This is a genomic window from Acidovorax sp. M14 (genome assembly GCF_049331375.1).
Taxonomy (GTDB): domain Bacteria; phylum Pseudomonadota; class Gammaproteobacteria; order Burkholderiales; family Burkholderiaceae_C; genus Acidovorax.
The window spans coordinates 2,375,323-2,394,368 of sequence record NZ_CP186263.1; the positions used below are offsets into that span (position 1 = coordinate 2,375,323).

The 19,046-nt window shown below is 66.7% G+C and carries 14 protein-coding genes; 3 read left to right on the forward strand and 11 right to left on the reverse strand.

Going from position 1 to position 19,046, the window contains the following annotated elements; translation table 11 throughout:
- Positions 1-20 precede the first annotated feature (20 nt).
- A complete protein-coding gene (locus ACOYR4_RS10875; protein WP_309824061.1) occupies positions 21-320 on the reverse strand; it encodes a helix-turn-helix transcriptional regulator in 300 nt (99 codons plus the stop codon).
- A 252-nt stretch (positions 321-572) separates the two neighbouring features.
- Between ACOYR4_RS10875 and ACOYR4_RS10880 the strand changes: the two genes are divergently transcribed.
- Positions 573-2,609, forward strand: coding sequence for a tetratricopeptide repeat protein (locus tag ACOYR4_RS10880; RefSeq protein ID WP_422849525.1), 2,037 nt, complete (start codon positions 573-575; stop codon positions 2,607-2,609).
- Between the two features lie 33 nt (positions 2,610-2,642).
- Here the strand turns inward: ACOYR4_RS10880 and ACOYR4_RS10885 are convergent, their stop codons facing one another.
- The 10 genes from ACOYR4_RS10885 to ACOYR4_RS10930 all read right to left on the reverse strand — a co-directional run bounded on the left by ACOYR4_RS10885 (position 2,643) and on the right by ACOYR4_RS10930 (position 13,977).
- Positions 2,643-2,969: an EthD family reductase gene (locus ACOYR4_RS10885; protein WP_108625571.1), complete on the reverse strand. Its 327-nt coding sequence runs from the start codon at positions 2,967-2,969 to the stop codon at positions 2,643-2,645.
- A 119-nt stretch (positions 2,970-3,088) separates the two neighbouring features.
- Positions 3,089-4,936, reverse strand: a complete 1,848-nt coding sequence (locus ACOYR4_RS10890; RefSeq protein WP_422849526.1) for an ABC transporter ATP-binding protein — start codon at positions 4,934-4,936, stop codon at positions 3,089-3,091.
- Positions 4,937-5,036: 100 nt separating this feature from the next.
- A complete protein-coding gene (locus ACOYR4_RS10895; RefSeq protein WP_422849527.1) occupies positions 5,037-5,504 on the reverse strand; it encodes a CopD family protein in 468 nt (155 codons plus the stop codon).
- 225 nt (positions 5,505-5,729) lie between these two features.
- Positions 5,730-6,059: a hypothetical protein gene (locus tag ACOYR4_RS10900; RefSeq protein WP_422849528.1), complete on the reverse strand. Its 330-nt coding sequence runs from the start codon at positions 6,057-6,059 to the stop codon at positions 5,730-5,732.
- A 35-nt stretch (positions 6,060-6,094) separates the two neighbouring features.
- On the reverse strand, positions 6,095-7,444 hold the full coding sequence (locus ACOYR4_RS10905; RefSeq protein ID WP_422849529.1) for a diguanylate cyclase domain-containing protein: 1,350 nt from the start codon (positions 7,442-7,444) through the stop codon (positions 6,095-6,097).
- Positions 7,445-7,576: 132 nt separating this feature from the next.
- Positions 7,577-8,449, reverse strand: coding sequence for an isocitrate lyase/PEP mutase family protein (locus tag ACOYR4_RS10910; protein ID WP_015014192.1), 873 nt, complete (start codon positions 8,447-8,449; stop codon positions 7,577-7,579).
- Positions 8,450-8,513: 64 nt separating this feature from the next.
- On the reverse strand, positions 8,514-9,716 hold the full coding sequence (gene prpF / locus ACOYR4_RS10915; RefSeq protein WP_422849649.1) for a 2-methylaconitate cis-trans isomerase PrpF: 1,203 nt from the start codon (positions 9,714-9,716) through the stop codon (positions 8,514-8,516).
- A 41-nt stretch (positions 9,717-9,757) separates the two neighbouring features.
- A complete protein-coding gene (acnD, locus tag ACOYR4_RS10920) occupies positions 9,758-12,394 on the reverse strand; it encodes a Fe/S-dependent 2-methylisocitrate dehydratase AcnD (protein WP_422849530.1) in 2,637 nt (878 codons plus the stop codon).
- A gap of 24 nt (positions 12,395-12,418) precedes the next feature.
- On the reverse strand, positions 12,419-13,582 hold the full coding sequence (gene prpC / locus ACOYR4_RS10925) for a bifunctional 2-methylcitrate synthase/citrate synthase (RefSeq protein ID WP_422849531.1): 1,164 nt from the start codon (positions 13,580-13,582) through the stop codon (positions 12,419-12,421).
- Positions 13,579-13,977, reverse strand: a complete 399-nt coding sequence (locus ACOYR4_RS10930; RefSeq protein ID WP_422849532.1) for an acyl-CoA thioesterase — start codon at positions 13,975-13,977, stop codon at positions 13,579-13,581. Before ACOYR4_RS10930 ends, prpC begins: the two co-directional genes overlap by 4 nt.
- Before the next feature lie 148 nt (positions 13,978-14,125).
- Between ACOYR4_RS10930 and ACOYR4_RS10935 the strand changes: the two genes are divergently transcribed.
- Together ACOYR4_RS10935 and ACOYR4_RS10940 are read left to right on the forward strand one after the other, a co-directional pair.
- Complete coding sequence (locus tag ACOYR4_RS10935; RefSeq protein WP_422849533.1) at positions 14,126-15,577, forward strand: short-chain fatty acyl-CoA regulator family protein; 1,452 nt, start codon at positions 14,126-14,128, stop codon at positions 15,575-15,577.
- A gap of 271 nt (positions 15,578-15,848) precedes the next feature.
- A complete protein-coding gene (locus tag ACOYR4_RS10940; protein WP_422849650.1) occupies positions 15,849-18,953 on the forward strand; it encodes a bifunctional diguanylate cyclase/phosphodiesterase in 3,105 nt (1,034 codons plus the stop codon).
- Positions 18,954-19,046 lie beyond the last annotated feature (93 nt).

Consider the following 19,046-nt stretch of genomic DNA (forward strand, 5'->3'; position numbering starts at 1 on the left):
TTCGGGCCGTTCCGCCTTTTTTATTGCGGGCCGGGTGCAGGTGCGTTTGCAGGGGTGTCCGCCGACGGAGAACGTGGCGCGAGCACGAGATCGGGATGCTGTCCGGTGAGCAACAAAAACATCGCAAACACCGGCCCCTGCATGTTGCGCTCGTCGGTCATGCTCTCCAGCGCCTGCCAGGTGCGCGACTGCACGCCGCCCCGGCTGCCAGTCTGCAGCGGGTAGCCCATGAGTTCGGCGGCTTGCGCCTGGCTGAGCCCGGCCGCAACGCGCGCGGCCTTGAGCTGCTCGCCATTGGGCACAGGCATGTCAAGGGCCATGGCAGAAAGGGGTGATGTGGACATGGTTTGCTATAAAAAGAAGAGCTAATTGGGCATGAAATACCAGCGCTACAGCCCATTTTTACCCAAAAACGGGAGCGTTATCCGGGTGTGGTGCTGGCACATCACTGGACAAAACAGAGAAGTGCCTGCGATGCAGGCGAGCGGGGTGCGCTTCTAGAATTCGCTCGCAATTGACGAACGTCAACACCCACAACAAGCCGCATCCGAGCGGCATCTGAGGAGGGATTCGTGAGCTACACCATCCAGATCTGGGAAAAGCCCGCCGATTGGCCGTGGCCCACGACCAAGGCCGAGGCGGACGCGCAGTACGAGCGCGTGGAGGCAGGTCCCCAGGTGCCGATGAACCCCAAGTACGCAGCGTGGGCCCAGGCCGTCGAGCCGCGATTTCCCGGGTTCTGGGACATCTACCTTGGCGGCCCTGACATCACCGACCCGACCTTTGGCGTGGGCATCCACACCCGCTTTCCGGACTGGGGGCCACCGTTTGACGATGGCTGGGAGCAGGCGGCCCGCCTGGGCCTGAACCTGTATGACCCGCAAAGTGGCGTGCACTACCTGGCCAACGGCGATGCTCCTGAAGAGCCCGATCTGCAGGTGCGCCACGCGGCACGGGCGCGGCAGACGGGCGATGACGCGAGGGCCTGGGCCGAGTACCGGCGCTGGGCCGCGCGGGGCAACCCCCTTGCGCTGTATGCGCTGGGCCGGGCCTTGCGATTTGGCACCATGGGCCAGCGCAGGCATTTCGATCTGGCGGCGGCCCTGCAGCTCATGGGTGCGCACGATGCAGAGACCCGCAAGGACGCCCAAGCCTTCTACGAGCGCTTTCCGGACAAGGCCAAGGCCCGCATCCAGGCCCTGATGGCCCGGCTGAAGGCCGCGCCGGGCGAGCCACTGCTGCAGATCGTGGACGAAGAGCGCAAGGCGGTGGATGACGCCGTGGCCCGCAGCGAGCAACTGGCCTTGTACTCGCGCAAGCGCATCGAAGCGGCAGATGCGCTGGAGCCCTCAGCGGCCCAGGGCCACGAGGTGGCCGCCTTTCTGCGGGCGCTGGAGACCGTGATCGGCTGGGAGCAGCCCAACTTTGAAAACGCCCGCTATTGGTGTCAGCGTGCTGCAGACTGGGACCATGAACCCGCCAAACGCCTGCTGGCGGTGATGTTCGAGCGTGGCTGGGGTGGCCCGGCCGACGCGCAGCAGGCCGCGAAGTGGAACGCCGCTGCGCAAGAGCAGCGGCAGCGGGTGCAGCAAAAGAAGCTGGCCCAGGAGGCCTCTGAATCGCCCGGCGGCCTCAGCCTGGCACCCATCGCTGCGGCTGCGTCTGCACCTGGTGCCGCAGCACCCCTGGTGTGGACGGGCAACCCCCTGCGCGACCTGCCAGCCTGGTACGCCCGCGAAGGGGACCCGCACGCGGCTTTTCACCTGGGCACCAGCGACGAGCACGGCCGCTATGGCGGCCCTGTGAACCTTGCGCAGGCCCGCGCCTGGTATGCCCAGGCCGCCGAGGCGGGCCACGCCGACGCCACCTACAACCTGGGCACCTTCATCGAAAGCGGCAAGGGCGGCCCCAAGGACGCGCTGGTGGCCAAAGCGCTGTTCATGCTGGCCAACACACGGGGCACCACCATGCAGGTGGCAGACCTGCGCCTCAAGCCGCAAGAGCAGGGGCCCGTGCGGGCGCTGGTGATGGCGCTGCGCGAGCCGGGGCGGCTGCGCGCCGTGCTGCAAGAGCGTGGACTCGCCTCGAGTCTTCAGGCTCCTGGCGGGGCCGCCGCTCGAGTGGTGGGCGCAGCGGCGGCGGCGGGTCTGTCCGCAGGCGAGTGGGGGCGGGGCGATGGCGCCCCGCCGTCGCCAGCTACAGCCAGGCCGCCAGAGCCACAAACTCCGCGTTCGCAGGCGCCCAGCTCATCGCGCAGCCGCACAGGCCCGACGCATCGCAGCGAAGAGGACGACGAGGGCGATGCCCATGACGATGCCCGCTATGGGCACTCCACCTCCACGTTTGCATGGCACCTGGGCCATGCGGCACTGTGCATTGGTGTGGCCAACGGGGCATTGCTGATGGCTTTCTTCAAACCCGGAGCCAGCTTCCGCATGGGCATGCTGGTGCTGGGCCTGATCGCCGCGCTGGGTACGTGGCGCACGGCGCGCGACTTTGACTGGTCGCCCCTGGCGCGTGCCGTGGTGGCGGTGCTGGCGGCCATCCCCTTGCTGGGCATGGGCGTGTGCCTGGGCCTGCTGTTCAAGGCCTTGCGTGAACGTGGGTAGGGGTGGGCCACCCACCGCAAACCCACGAGGCCGTCAGGCGGTGACAGGGTGCTCCAGCACCTGCGCAAAGTACGAATCGGGCTGGATGTTGGTGTAGTTGGGGATGTCTGCCGACAGCTCAGCCATCGTCGCCTTGGCGGCCGTTTGGGCTTGCTTCAGGTCGCTGAAGAACGCGTTGGTCAGCGCCACGATCTGCCCCGGGCGCGGCTCGCCAGGGTAGAGAACACGGTCGCTCTCCAGCCGCACCAGGCCCAGCGGCTGCAATGCTGCGCGGGCGATGCGCATGTGCTCGGAGTGGTAGTAGTCGTGGTTGAAGGTGGCGCCTTCACGCCAGCGGTAAACGGCGGTGACTTTGATCATCGGTGCGATTCCATCCGGTGGTTGAAACCCGCCACCGTAGGGACAACACACCCGCGGCACAGCCGCGTGCGCGACAGCGTGTCGCCCATGCGGCTGGGCGCCTGTCTGTCTCTGCGGGCTCAGTCCCCTTCGGATTCGCCCAGGAACCCGCCACTCTGATGTCCCCACAGGCGGGCATACACGCCGCCTTGGCCCAGCAGCTGGGCGTGTGTGCCTTCTTCCACAATGCGGCCCCCGTCCATCACGATGAGGCGGTCCATGGCGGCGATGGTGGACAGGCGGTGGGCGATGGCAATCACGGTCTTGCCTTTCATCAGGCCGTCCAGGCTTTGCTGGATCGCGGCTTCCACCTCGGAGTCGAGCGCGCTGGTGGCTTCGTCCAGCAGCAGGATGGGCGCGTCTTTCAGCATCACGCGTGCAATGGCCACACGCTGGCGCTGGCCGCCCGAGAGCTTCACGCCGCGCTCGCCCACATGGGCGTCGTAGCCGGTGCGGCCCTGCAAGTCGGTGAGGGTGGCGATGAAGTCGGCCGCTTCGGCACGCTCGGCCGCCTGGTGCAGGTCGGCCTCGCTGGCATCGGGGCGGCCGTACAGGATGTTGTCGCGCATGGACCGGTGCAGCAGCGAGGTGTCTTGCGTGACCATGCCGATGTGGCGGCGCAGGCTGTCCTGGGTGACCTGCGCAATGTCCTGTCCGTCGATGAGGATGCGGCCGGACTGCACATCATGAAAGCGCAGCAGCAGGTTGACCAGCGTGGACTTGCCTGCGCCCGAGCGGCCAATGAGGCCAATCTTTTCGCCGGGGCGGATGGTGAGGTTGAGGCGGTCGATGACCGGGCGCGCATCGGGGCCGCTGCCGTAGGCAAAGCTCATGTCCTCAAAGCGCACCTCGCCCCGGGTCACGACCAGGGGTTTGGCATCGGGGGCATCCACCACGGTGCGTGGTCGGGTCAGCGTGTTGATGCCGTCCTGGATGGTGCCCACGCTTTCAAACAGGGTGGTCATCTCCCACATCACCCAGTGGGCGTGGCCCGACACGCGCAGCGTCATGGCCGTGACGGCGGCCACGGCGCCCGCACCCACCTCGCCCGCAGACCACAGCCACAGGGCGGTGCCGCATGCACCGAGAATCATGGCCACCACCAGCAGCTGGTTGACGATCTCGAACAGGCTCACCAGCCGCATCTGCGCGTAGCCGGTGAGCTTGAATGCGTCCATCGCCGCGCGCGCAAATTCGGATTCGCGCCGCGTGTGCGAGAAGAGCTTGACGGTGGCAATGTTGGTGTACGCATCGGTGATACGCCCGGTCATCACCGAGCGCGCATCGGCCTGCTGCTTGCCCACCTGTCCCAGGCGCGGCACAAAGTACCAGCAGGCCAGGCCATAGGCCACCATCCAGGCGGCAAAGGGCAGCAGCAGCCGCGCGTCAAAACCGGCCAGCAGCACGAGGATGGTGACCAGGTAGATGCCCATGCCGATCACCACGTCGGTGGTCGTGAAGATCATGTCGCGCACGGCCAGCGCGGTCTGCATGATCTTGGTGGTGATGCGGCCCGCAAACTCGTCGGCATAGAACGCCATGCTCTGGCCCAGCATCAGGCGGTGGAAGTTCCAGCGCAGGCGTAGCGGAAAGTTGATGGCCAGCACCTGGTGCTTGATGCTGGTCTGCCAGGCGACCAGCACCACCGACGCCAGCAGCAGCGCGGTGATGCCGATCAGCGCCGCTTTGCGTTCGGCCCACAGCGTGCCCGGAGATGCGGAGGTGGAGATCCAGTCCACCACCACGCCCAGCACGGCAAAAAGCAGAGCCTCGTAAACGGCAATGGCTGCAGACAGGCCTGCCATGGCGGCCACGTAGCCCCGCAGTCCCCGGGTGCAGTCCCACACAAAGGCCAAGAAGGCCTTGGGCGGCAAGTGCGGCTCGGCAGCGGGGTAGGGGGGGAGGCGGCTTTCGAAAAAACGGAACAACGTCAAAACTCCTGGGGCCACGCGGTGTGTGCTGCCGCGCAGGGCGGCAGCTTGCGTGCCCATCCAATCAATACGAAATGCGAGCGAGGGCCAGGTGGGGCTAGACCAGCAGGGTGACCACAACGATCACCACACCCAGCGCCAGGTTCACGCCCACCCAGCTGCGGATGCTGCCCAGGGCCTTGGCGCCGCTGGGCCAGTCTGAGGCTGCCACAGCACGCTGCAGGCGCCGGAACAGTGCAAAGCGGATATAGCCAAAGATAGCGATCATCACCAGGCCCAGCGTGGCCATGATGGTCCAGTCCAGCGGCATGGAGAACACGCCGCCCGTCTGCACGGCCTGCTTGGCCGCGCGGCCGATCATCCACAGGCCGCTACCCAGCACCAGCACCACAGCGGCAGTGACGGCCGCAAAAAAGCGCTGCAGCACGTCATGCATCAGCCGCACGCGCTGCGGCGGCTCCAGCGACTGCGCGGCAGGCCGCAGAAAGAAATGGGCGAACACCATGCCCCCCACCCACACGATGATGGACAAGACATGGACAAGCTTCAGGGCGTTGTAGAGCATGGGTGTGCGGCGCTGCGCGCCGGGTGGGATGAAGGGGCCGGGAGAGGGGCCGGAGCATCCGGCCGAGGGGCTGCGGGTGCAAGGCCGCATTGTGCGACGATCCGCTGGGGGCGACCGGCCTGCGCCCAAGAACCCCTAAGGCACTGGTGATTAAGTCTCTGCGTTCCAGGGATGCACAGAGACAGGGTTTGGTTGGGTGTTGCCCTTAGCGCCTGCACATGGCGCTCAGTGCGGGGTGTTCGCGAGGCCTTCAACTCCACGCCAAAGTGCCAGCACCAGTCTCCACAGCGGAGGCAGAAGCAGGGCTGCAGCCATCGGCGCCCAAACTGCCAGGTAGCACCAGTCGGCGGGCCCGCTGTGGCCCACGCTTTCGATGCCCGTGGTGCGCTCCAGCCATGACCACACCGGATAGAGCAGCAGCGTCACCGCGAGCGCCACTGGCACGGCTACGGCAGTCAGGCCCAAGCGCACGGCGAGCTGCAGCATGACGGCTTTGACACCTTGGGGCTGCCCGTTGAAAGAGGCGCTGCTCACGGGCGTGGACGGCGGCTGCACGGTTCGGTCCCTGTGCGTCGGGGGCTTCAGGCGTATCAGGAGTACGGGGGCGCCAGCGCCACCCGCACCTGATTGCCGCCGTTGCGCTTGGACAGGTACATGGCCTCGTCGGCGTGGCCCAGCAGGCGGTGTTCTTCGCCGCCATGCTCGGGGTAGATGGCCACCCCGATGCTGGGCTGGATGTACAGGCGCTGGCCTTCCAGGTCAAAGTCCTGCCCAAAGGCCGCGAGGATCTTGTGGGCCGCTGCACTCGCATGCTCGCGGGCCTGGCCGCCTTCGAGCAGCACCACAAATTCGTCGCCTCCCAATCGCGCCACGGTGTCGGACGCACGCACGCATTCGAGCAGCCGCTGTGCCACCCGCTGCAGCAGCAGGTCGCCCATGGCGTGGCCCAGCGTGTCGTTCACTTCCTTGAAGCGGTCCAGGTCAATAAAAAGCAGCGACAGCAGCGTCTGCTCGCGCCGTGCGCGGGCCAGGGCCGTTTTGAGCCGGTCCAGAAACAGCTGGCGGTTGGGCAGGTGCGTAAGCTGGTCGTACTGCGCCATGTGCTCCAGGCGCTCATACATCTGTTTGCGTTCAATGGCGGCCGCCACCTGGGTGGAGACGAACTGCAGCAGCTCCTTGTCCTTGTCGGTGTAGCGGCCTTGCTCGGTATAGCTTTGCAGCACCAGCGCGCCCAGCGGCCCGCGCTGCGTCTGCAGGGGTACGCCCAGCCAGTACAAGGGTTGGTGCTCGCCACCAAGGGCGTGTGCCATGGGCGCATCCGGCGTCAGCAGCAGGGTGGCACCGCCGCGGATCACCTCGGCATAGCGGGCGTCGTCGGCCAGGCCCATCGTCGCAGGTGCTGGCAGGTACTCGTTGACGTGGTACGGAAAGCTAAGCCGGTCGCTCAGCGCGTCATACAGAGCCACCGCAAAATTGGTGGCTGGCAACAGCCCGCCCACGATCTGGTGGATGTGCTGGAACAGCGCCTGCAGGTTGTGCGTGGTGTGCGCGGCTTCGGAGATGGCGTAGATCACCGCTTGCATTGACTCTGCGGCCTTGCGCTCCGTGATGTCATGGGCCACGGCCAGCCGGACTTGCCTGTCGGGCAACCAGCGTGCCGTCCAGCGAATGTGGGCGATAGAGCCGTCCTTGCGCACATAGCGGTTTTCAAACTGCAGCTGCAGCTCGCCCTGGGTCACGCTCTGGGCCTGGCGTTGCGTGGCGGGTAGGTCGTCGGGGTGCACCATGTCCAGCATGCGCTTGCCAATGACTTCCTCGGGCTTGTATCCAAAGATGCGTTCGAACGCGGCACTGACAAACACGATCGTGCTGTCTGTTTGAACGACGCAGACGGCGTCCAGCAACAAGTTCGCCAGGTTCAGTGAAGAAATGCTTTGCATCAGGCGGCGTGCACGGTGTGGCGGATTCACCCATTGTGCTCCGCGCCAACCGCTTGTGCTGTCTCGAATGCAAAAACGAGACAGGTGTTTGCTTGGTTCAATCCGTCCAAGCCATTCGCACCGTTTGCGACGCTATGGCCTCCCGCTGGCGTACTTGGCCTCCAGCGAATCCCAGTCGGCCTTGCGCACCAACCGCTGGCGTTCGGCAAAAGGTGCCACGAGGGCGGGGTCTTCGTCGATGCGCTGGTGGTCGCGCAGCGCCGTCAGCGCCTTTTGCATGCCTGCCACCGCGCCCTGCAGCGCCGCGTTGGCGTACAGCACCAGGCCATAGCCCAGGGTGGCCAGTTCTTCGGCACTGGTGATGGGGGTCTTGCCGCCAATCACCATGTTCATCAGCTGCGGCGCGGCCAGCCGCTGGGGCAGGGCGCGGATCTCGTCGAGGGTGGTGACAGCTTCGACAAACAGGATGTCGGCGCCAGCCTCCTCAAACCGCCGGGCGCGCTCCACGGCGGCCTCGAAGCCCTGGGTGGCGCAGGCGTCGGTGCGAGCCAGGATGAGGGTGCCTGCGTCGCGGCGCGCGTCCACGGCGGCCTTGATCTTGCCCAGCATCTCGTCGGTGGCAATCACCTCCTTGCCGTTGAAATGCCCACAGCGCTTGGGGCTGACCTGGTCTTCGAGCTGGATGCAGTCGGCCCCCGCGCGCTCCAGCACCCTCACGGCGTGGTAGGTGTTGAGCGCGTTGCCAAAGCCGGTGTCGGCATCGACGATGAGCGGCAGCTCTACCGCGTCCCGGATGCGCGCCGTGTGGTCGGCAATGTCGGTGAGGCCCATGAAGGCCTGGTCGGGCAGGCCGAACCACATGTTGGTCACGCCTGCGCCGGTCACGTAAAGGGCTTCAAAGCCCAGGTCGGCCACCACGCGGGCCGAGAGGGCGTTGAAGGCGCCGGGCACGATGACGCCCCGGCGGGCCTGGGCCAGCGTCTTGAGTTGTTGTTTGGTATTCATGTTGTGGTTGGTGAATTGAGTAGCTATATATTTGATAGCTGCTGGCGCATGATTCGCTAGCGCTTCAGGCCATTTTTGCTTTAAAAGTGTCCGCAGGAACACGCACCCAGCCTTCCATCAGGATGCGGGCGCTGCGGCTCATGAGGGCCTTGGTCACCTTCCACTGGCCGTTGAGTTGCGCCGCCTCGGCCCCCACGCGCAGGGTGCCCGAGGGATGGCCAAACCGCACGCTGCTGCGCACGCCGCCGCCTGCCGCCAGGTTGACCAGCGTGCCCGGAATGGCGGCGGCGGTGCCGATGGCCACCGCCGCTGTGCCCATCATCGCGTGGTGCAACTGGCCCATGGAGAGCGCGCGCACCAGCAGGTCGATGTCTTTGGCATCGATGGTTTTGCCGCTGGCGGCGGTGTAGCTCGCAGGCGGCGCGACGAACGCGATCTTGGGCGTGTGCTGGCGGGTGGCGGCCTCGCTCAGTTGCTGGATCAGCCCCATGCGCAAGGCGCCATGGGCGCGGATGGCCTCGAAGCGCGCGAGTGCCGCCGCATCGCCATTGATTGCGCCTTGCAGCTCGGTGCCGGTGTAGCCCAGCTCCTGTGCGTTGAGAAAAATGGTGGGGATGCCCGCGTTGATCAGCGTGGCGGCAAAGCTGCCGACGCCGGGTACTTCGAGCGTGTCCACCACATTGCCGGTGGGGAACATCGCGCCGCCTTCTTCCCCATCGTCCGCCGGGTCCATGAACTCCAGCGCCACCTCGGCCGCAGCAAAGGTCACGCCGTCCAGCTCGAAGTCGCCCGTCTCCTGCACCTGTCCGTGGGCCATGGGCACATGCGCCACGATGGTCTTGCCGATGTTGGCCTGCCAGATGCGAACCGGAAAGGTGCCGTCTTGCGGAAGGCGCGCCGCATCGATCAGCCCCATGTGGATGGCGCAGGGCCCCACCGCCGCCGAGAGGTTGCCGCAGTTGCCGCTCCAGTCCACGAAGGGCTGGTCGATGGACACCTGGCCAAACAGATAGTCCACGTCATGCCCCGGCCGCGTGCTGCGCGACAGGATCACTGCCTTGCTGGTGCTTGACGAGGCATTGCCCATGCCGTCGATCTGCTTGCCATACGGGTCGGGGCTGCCCAGCACGCGCAGCAGCAGGGCGTCGCGCGCCGGGCCGGATTGCTGGGCGGGGGCGGGCAGGTCGTCTAGGCAGAAGAACACGCCCTTGCTGGTGCCGCCGCGCAGGTAGATGGCGGGGATGCGGATCTGTGGTGCGGGGGAGATGCTCATGGAGAAATATCAAATTTGATAGCGTATGGCGCTTACTAGGCGTGCGCCAGAGCCTGTTTTTGTTCTGTATTCTTGGCAAGAAAGTCTTGCGCAAAGCGCTGCAGCACGCCGCCCGCCTGGTAGATAGAGACCTCTTCGGCCGTGTCGAGGCGGCATGTCATGGGCACCCGGGTGACCTCGCCATTTTTGCGGCGGATGACCAGGCTGAGTTCGGTGCGGGGTTGTATGCCTCCCTCCACGTCATACACCTCCGTCCCATCCAGCCCCAGCGTGTTGCGGTTGACCCCCGCCCCAAACTCCAGCGGCAGCACCCCCATGCCAATCAGGTTGGTGCGGTGGATGCGCTCAAAGCCCTCGGCCACCACCACCTCCACCCCCGCCAGCCGCACACCCTTGGCGGCCCAGTCGCGACTCGACCCCTGACCGTAGTCGGCGCCCGCAATGATGATGAGCGGCTGGCGGCGGTGCAGGTAGGTTTCGATGGCCTCCCACATGCGCATCACCTGGCCCTCGGGCTCCACGCGGGCCAGCGAGCCTTTTTGGACTTTGCCATCGATCACGGCCATCTCATTGACCAGTTGTGGGTTGGCAAAGGTGGCGCGCAGGGCGGTGAGGTGGTCGCCCCGGTGCGTGGCGTAGGAGTTGAAGTCCTCCTCGGGTACGCCCATGCGCGCCAGGTACTCGCCCGCCGCGCTGCCGGGCAGGATGGCGTTGGACGGTGAGAGGTGGTCGGTGGTGATGTTGTCGGGAAGGATGGCCAGCGGGCGCATGCCCTGCAGGGTGCGCGGGTGGGCGGCCAGTGCGCCGATGCCTTCGGTGTCCCAGTAGGGCGGGCGGCGGATGTAGGTGGACTGTGGCCGCCAGTCGTATTGCGGCGACACGCGCGGGCCATCGTCGTGTCGGGTGGCAAACATGGGCTCGTACACGGCGCGGTAGTGTGCGGGTTGTACGGCGGCCTTCACCACGGCGTCGATTTCTTCATCGCTGGGCCACAGGTCCTTGAGCCGGATAGGCTGGCCATCCACCACCGCCAGCACATCCTTTTCGATGTCAAACCGCACCGTGCCCGCAATCGCATAGGCCACCACCAGGGGCGGCGAGGCCAGGAACGCCTGCTTGGCGTACGGGTGGATGCGCCCGTCAAAGTTGCGGTTGCCCGAGAGCACGGCGGTGGCGTACAGGTCGCGATCGATGATCTCCTGCTGAATCGCAGGGTCCAGCGCACCGCTCATGCCGTTGCAGGTGGTGCAGGCAAAGGCCACGATGCCAAAGCCCAGCGCCTCCAGATCGGTCAGCAAACCGGCTTCCTTCAAATACAGCTCCACCGCGCGGGACCCGGGCGCGAGTGAGGTCTTGACCCAGGGCTTGCGTGTGAGGCCCAGCCGGTGAGCGCTGCGCGCGAGCAGCGCGGCCGCGATCACGTTGCGCGGGTTGCTGGTGTTGGTGCAGCTGGTGATGGCGGCGATGACCACGGCGCCATCGGGCATCGTGCCTTCGCCCGGCGAGGGCATAGCCCAGGGGCCCGCAATGCCCCGGGCGGCCAGGTCCGAGGTGGCCAGGCGCGCATGGGGGTTGGAGGGGCCAGCCAGGTTGCGCACCACGGTAGACAGGTCAAAGCGCAGGGTGCGGTCGTACACGGCGTCCGCGAGCGCATCGGCCCACAAGCCAGCGGTTTTGGCATAGGTCTCGACCAGCTTGACTTGGCTGGCCTCGCGGCCGGTCAGCCGCAGGTAGTCCAGCGTCTGCTCGTCGATGCTGAACAGCGCCGCCGTTGCGCCATATTCCGGCGCCATGTTGGAGATGGTGGCGCGGTCGCCAATGGTGAGCTTGGCGGCGCCTTCGCCAAAGAATTCCAGGTACGCGCCCACCACCTTGGCCTTGCGCAAGAACTCGGTGAGCGCCAGCACCACATCGGTGGCGGTGATGCCGTCCTGGCGCTGGCCGGTCAGCTCCACGCCTACGATCTCGGGCAGCCGCATCATCGATGCGCGGCCCAGCATCACGTTCTCGGCCTCCAGGCCGCCCACGCCGATGGCGATCACGCCCAGCGCATCCACATGCGGGGTGTGGCTGTCGGTGCCTACGCAGGTGTCGGGGTAGGCCACGCCCCGGTCGGCATGGACCACGGGCGACATCTTTTCCAGATTGATCTGGTGCATGATCCCGTTCCCCGCCGGGATCACATCCACGTTGGCAAAGGCTTTTTTCGTCCACTCGATGAAGTGAAAGCGGTCTTCGTTGCGGCGGTCTTCGATGGCGCGGTTCTTGGCAAACGCCTCGGGGTCGAACCCGCCACACTCCACAGCGAGCGAATGGTCCACGATGAGCTGCACCGGCACCACGGGGTTCACCTGGGCCGGGTCGCCGCCCTCTTTGGCAATCGCATCGCGCAGGCCCGCCAAGTCCACCAATGCGGTCTGGCCCAGGATGTCGTGGCACACCACGCGTGCGGGGTACCAAGGGAAGTCGCGGTCGCGCTTGCGCTCGATGAGCTGGCGTAGGCAGTCGTTGACGGTGGCCGGGTCGGCGCGGCGCACGATGTTCTCGGCGTGAACGCGGGCGGTGTAGGGCAGGGTGGCCCAGGCGCCGGGCTGCAGGGCTTCGACAGCGGCGCGGGCGTCGAAGTAGTCCAGCTGCGTGCCGGGCAGCGGCTTGCGATACAGGGTGTTCATGGGCGTGGGGCTGGGGGCGTTGTTTTACTTGCGGTCTTGAATGGGCACAAACGCCAGGTCTTCGGGCCCGGTGTAGTTCGCGCTCGGCCGGATGATCTTGTTGTCGATGCGCTGCTCAATGATGTGCGCAGCCCAGCCGCTGGTACGTGCAATGACGAACAGCGGTGTGAACATGGCGGTGGGCACGCCCATCATGTGGTAGCTCACGGCGCTGAACCAGTCGAGGTTGGGGAACATCTTTTTCACCTCCCACATCACCGATTCCAGCCGCTCGGCAACGTCAAACATCTTGGTGCTGCCCGCCTCGTGCGACAGGCTGCGCGCCACGCCCTTGATGACCACGTTGCGCGGGTCGCTCACGGTGTAGACCGGGTGGCCGAAGCCGATCACGACCTCTTTGGCCTCCACGCGGCGGCGGATGTCGGCCTCGGCCTCGTCGGGGCTGTCGTAGCGCTTCTGGATCTCGAAGGCCACCTCGTTGGCGCCGCCGTGCTTGGGGCCGCGCAGCGCACCGATGGCGCCGGTGATCGCCGAATACATGTCGCTGCCCGTGCCGGCCACCACGCGGGCGGTGAAGGTGGAGGCATTGAACTCATGCTCGGCATACAGGTTCAGCGAGGTGTGCATGGCGCGCTCCCAGGCCGCACTGGGTACTGTGCCGTGCAGCAGGTGCAAAAAGTGCGCGCCGATGGAGTCGTCGTCCGTCTCCACCTCGATGCGGCGGCCCGAGCTGGCCCAGTGGTACCAGTAGAGCAGCATGGAGCCCAGCGATGCCATCAACCGGTCGGCGATGTCACGCGCACCGGGCAGGTTGTGGTCGTCCTTTTCTGGCAGCGCGCAGCCCAGGGCCGAGACCCCCGTGCGCATCACGTCCATGGGGTGGCTGGCGGCGGGCAGTTGCTCCAGCGCCTGCTTGACCGACAGCGGCAGGCCGCGCAGGGCCTTGAGCTTGGCCTTGTAGGCACGCAGCTCGGCGCGCGTGGGCAGCTTGCCGTGCACCAGCAGGTGGGCGATTTCTTCAAACTCGCAGACCTCGGCAATGTCCAGGATGTCGTAGCCCCGGTAGTGCAGGTCGTTGCCCGTGCGGCCCACGGTGCACAGGGCGGTGTTGCCCGCCGTCACGCCCGACAGGGCCACGGATTTCTTGGGCTTGAAGCCCGGGGTTTCAACGGTGGTGGGGGTGGTCATGGGGTCTCCTCCGGGTTCAGATAGGCGTTGGCGATGGGCGTGGGGCGGCCTTTGGCGTCCACGGCCACCATGTCGAAAACCCCCTGCAGCACGGCCTCTGGCGGCGAGCCCAGCGTGGCGGCCAGGCCGTTCACACACACGGTGAGCGAGCTGCGGCCCATGCGGCTGACCCAGGCGCGCAGCGTGAGCACATGGCCCACGGGCACTGGGGCCAGAAAACGCACATCGGTCACGCCCGCCATCACCACGTCGCGCGCTGCGGCACCGCGTGCCGCCAGAAACGCCGCCTTGGCCATGAGCTGCAGGGCGTTGCCGCCGAACAGCGTGCCGTAGTGGTTGGCTTCGGCGGGGAAGACGATTTCCGTCAGCTCGACGGTGCCTTGAGGGGTTGTCATGCTTCGCAATTTACGCACAATGGCGCCCCTGTGTAAGGTCTGAATTGGCGAATGATTGCGAAGGTGGTGCCTGCAATTTGCAAAGTTTGCGAATTGTTTGCAGATTGGTTTTGCGAACGAATGGCGCGGCCGGAGAGCGAAAGAAACAATGAAAAAAACCTTCATGGGCGTGCGCCTGCGCCGCCTGCGCGAAGAGCGCGGCATGACCCAGGTGGCGCTGGCGCGCGCGCTGGACCTGTCGGCCAGCTACCTGAACCAGCTGGAGCAGAACCAGCGCCCGCTCACCGTGCCGGTGCTGCTCAAGATCAACGCCGTGTTCGGCGTGGATGTGCAGCGGTTCTCCGATGACGATGAGGCTCGCCTCATCACCGGCCTGCGCGAGGTGCTGGCCGACCTGCCGGCGGGTGTGGGCGGCGAGGGCGCGGGCGATGCTGTGTCGCTCGCCGAAATCCGCGAGCTGGCCGCCGGTATGCCCGCCGTGGCGCGCACGCTGCTTGCGCTGCACCAGCGGCACCGCCAGGCGCTCGAACGCCTGGCCGCCCTGGGCAACGACCGGGGCGGCGAAGGCGCCATGGCCCACCACCCGCCCATGGCTTATGAAGAAGTGCGCGACTTCTTCTTTGCACGGCAGAACCACATCGCCGAGCTGGACGACGCCGCCGAGCATTGCGCCGCCGCCTGGGGCCTGCTGCCCGGCCGTGCCGACGAGGCGCTGGCCCGGCGCCTGCTGGCCGCCCACGGCGTGCGGGTGGTGGATGTGGCCGACCTGCCGGGGCAGGCGCAGCGCGTGTTCCAGGCCGACACCGGCGTGCTGCAGCTGGCGGCCGGGCTGGAGCGGGGGCAGCGCGCGTTTCAGATGGCGACGCAGCTGGCGTTTCTGGAGCAGGGCGCAGAGCTGCAACGCCTGGCCGCTGGCGCGGGTTTGTCCAGCGACCAGGCCCGCGCGCTGGCGCGCATCGGCTTGGCCAACTACTTTGCGGGGGCGCTGGTATTGCCCTACACCGCTTTTTTGCAGGCGGCCGAGGCCCACCACTACGACATCGACCGGCTCGGCCAGCAGTTTGGCGTGGGCTTCGAGACCGTGTGCCACCGCCTGTCCACCCTGCAGCGGCCCAGCGCACGGGGGGTGCCGTTTTTCTTCATCCGCGTGGACCGGGCGGGCAACATCAGCAAGCGGCAGTCAGCCACCCACTTTCATTTCAGCAAGATTGGCGGCACCTGCCCGCTGTGGAACGTGTACGAGGCCTTTGCCCAGCCCGGGCGCATCGTGCCGCAGGTGGCGCGCATGCCGGATGGGCGGGCTTACCTGTGGGTGGCGCGCACCGTGTCGCGCAGCGGGGGCGGGTGGGGCGTGCCGGGCAAGGAGTTCTCGGTGGCGTTGGGCTGCGACATCCGCCACGCGCCGCAGCTGGTGTACTCGCGCGGGCTGGACTTGGCACGCCCCGAGGCCGCCGTACCGATCGGTATGGGCTGCAAGGTGTGCGAGCGCGACGCCTGCCCTCAGCGCGCGTTTCCGCCCATCGGACGGGCGCTGGATGTGAACGAAAACCACAGCCGGTTTGCGCCGTACCCGGTGGCCACGGGCGCAGCCATCGGGTAAACCCGTGGGTGCGTGGACTATGAAATATGCTCATCAATTCATAGCTTGTCAGGCATGCCACTGTGGCGCTGGAGGCACTTTTTTCTTAAATTTTTCGCCGTAACCAAATGTTGGCTCCACGGTGGCTGGATTGCCGCTATCCTGCGCAACTTGCATGGCCTCCGGCCCCATTGGGGGCTGGTAACGCAAAGGTGCGTCTCTGACTTCTTTCCATCCCTCCCCGCTGGCTGCGCAGGCGCCCCAAAGCCGTTATCGGCATTGGGTGGCGGGCATTGGGGTGGCTGCCTTGGGCCTGGTGCTGAGCCTGTGGCTGGCGCAGCATCAGGCAGCGTCGATGGCCCAGATTGAGGAGGCCCGCTTCACACAGGAAACCAGAGCGTTCTCCGACGCACTCAGCCAGCGCATCGCAGGCCATACTGAGGTGGTCAATGGGCTGCGGGGCCTCTTCACCGCCAACCCGCGCCTGTCGCGCCTGGACTTTGAACGCGCCGCCAGCGAGATGGAGGTGGGCCAGCGGTACCCCGGCGTGCGCAACCTGTCCTTCACGCGCTGGGTGCCCGGGCCCGAGCGCGAGGCCTACGAGGCCCGGGTGCGGGCCGACACCTCGCTGTCCCCCGAAGGCTTGCCCCAATTCAAGATCCACCCGCCCGGTGACCGGCCCGAATACTTTGTGGCCGAGTACCTCTGGCCGATGTTTGGCAACGAGGGCGTGCTGGGACTGGACATCAGCGCACAGCCCACCAACTTGGCGGCGATGCGCTACAGCCGCGACAGCGGGCAGACCGTGGTGTCGGCCCCGTTCGACCTGCTGCAGGAATCCTCGCACCGCGCGGGCATCGTCATCCGCGTGCCGGTGTTCGACCCCACGGCTGGCACGGCCGAGCAGCGTTTTGTGGGTGCGGTGGCCTCCACGCTGCGGGTCTATGACCTGGTGCAGGGGCTGGGCAGCCAAGGGTATTTGAACGGGATCGCCGTTGCCATGGACGACCTGGGGCCCGTGCGCCCCAACTCGGGTGACAACGCCGTGCGCCCCTTGCTGGAGCAGACCGCCCCTGGCCTGCCCGGGGCCCGGCCCCTGGTGCGTGTGCTGGCGGTGCACGACCGGCGCTGGCAGCTCACCTTCTACCCCACCCGGTCGTTCCTCACCCCGTCTGAAACCCGCCTGCCATGGCTGGCCGGGCTGGCCGCCGCGCTGGTGTCGCTGCTGCTGGCGTCCACCGTGGCCCTGCTGGTGCGCCAGCGCACGTTGGCGCTGGTGCGCGCACAACTGTCCGACGAGGCGCGGCGCGAGAGCGAGGAGCGCTTTCGGGCACTGTTCAACCAGACCACGGTGGGGGTCGCGCAGGTGGACTCGGCCACGGGCCAGTTCGTGCGTGCCAACCAGCGCTACGCCGACATCTTGGGCTACACCCCCCAGGAGCTGGTGGGCATGACCTTTCAGAGCCTTACCCACCCCGACGACTTGGCGGCGGATCTGGCCCATGTCCGGCGTTTGCAAAGCGGCGACGTGCCCGAATACCGGCTGGAAAAACGCTACATCCACAAGGACGGGCACGAGGTCTGGGGCGACCTCACCGTGTCGTCGATGTGGGCCTCGGGCTCTGCGCCGGGCTACCACATTGCCGTGGTGCAGGACATCACAGCCCGCAAGCGCATGGAAGAAAACCTGCGCGCCAACGAGCAACGCCTGCGCAGCATCCTGGAGCGCCTGCCCATGGGCCTGTGCCTGGTGCAGGACGACGGTCTCATCAGCTTTCGCAACGCGCGCTATGTGCAGATCTGTGGCTACACGCAGGAGGAAGTGCCCGACACCAACACCTGGTGGCAGCGCGCCTACCCCGACGCCACCGAGCGGGAGGCCATCCGCCAGCGGCTGCTGGACACCTCGCACCAGGGCATCATCCCGCTGGCCGAATACACCATTCGCTGCGCTGACGGCAAATACAAGCCGGTGGAGATCTCCGGCATCTTTGTCGAAGGTGGGCGCCTGATCACCATGCAGGACCTGAGCGAGCGCAAGGCGGCGGAGGAAGAGATCAACCAGCTGGCCTACTACGACCCGCTCACCCGCTTGCCCAACCGCCGTCTGCTGATGGACCGGCTGCAGCAGGCACTGGCTACGAGCGCGCGCCACCAGCGCAGCGGAGCATTGCTGATGCTGGACCTGGACAACTTCAAGACGGTGAACGAAACCCGGGGCCACGACCGGGGCGATGCCTTGCTGCTTCAGGTGGCGCACCGCCTGCGCAGTTGTGTGCACGAGGACGACACCGTGGCCCGCCAGGGCGGCGACGAATTTGTGGTGGTGCTGGAAGACCTGGGCGACAGCCCTGAAGAGGCCGCTGCACGCGCCGAAGACGTGGGCCAGCGCATCTTGGGCGTGCTGCGCGAGCCGTACCAGATCGACGGCGACGCGCACCACAGCTCGCTGAGCATGGGCGTCACCATTTACAGCGGCACACGCGAGACGGTGGATGAACTGCTCAAGCGCGCTGACCTGGCGCTGTATCAGGCCAAGAATGCGGGGCGCGACACCTTGCGCTTTTATGACCCCCAGATGCAGGCCGTGGTCAGCGCCCGCGCCACGCTGGAGCTGGACATGCGCGTGGGCCTGGCCCAGGGCCAGTTCGAGCTGTACTACCAGCCCCAGATCGACCACGGCCGCATCATCGGCGCCGAGGCCTTGCTGCGCTGGCGCCATCCGCGCGACGGCTTCATCTCGCCCGCGCATTTCATCCCGCTGGCCGAAGAAACCGGCCTGATCCTGCCGCTGGGCGAATGGGTGCTGCAGGCGGCCTGCCGCCGTCTGGCCGCGTGGGCTCAGCAGCCCGACCTGGCCACGCTGAGCCTGGCGGTCAACGTGAGTCCCCGGCAGTTCCACCAGACCGGCTTTGTGGCCCAGGTGCTCGCCGCACTCGCGGGGGCAGGGGCCGACGGCCACCAGCTCAAGCTGGAGATGACCGAAGGCCTGCTGCTGCAGGACGTGGAAGACACCATCGACAAGATGGGCCAGTTGCGAGGCTACGGTGTCGGCTTTTCGCTGGACGACTTTGGCACTGGTTATTCATCGCTCAGCTATCTCAAGCGCCTGCCGCTGGATCAGCTCAAGATCGACCAGAGCTTTGTGCGCGACGTGCTCACCGACCCCAACGACGCCGCCATTGCGCGCACGGTGGTGGCCCTGGGTACCAGCCTGGGCCTGCGCGTGATCGCGGAGGGCGTGGAAACCGAGGCGCAGCGCGAGTTTCTGGAGCGCCATCACTGCCACGCATGGCAGGGCTTTTTGCTCAGCCCGCCCGTGGCCGTGGCCGAGTTCGAGGCACTGGTTCGCCGCACGAACGGTGCACTGGATGGCACCCTGGATGGAGGCCATTGATGGCATCGGCCCTGCGCCGGGCGTGCGGGGCCAGGGAAGGGGTGCGGCCAGCAACGCGACGCCGTAGACCCTTTGCACCCGCAGGCTGGCCGC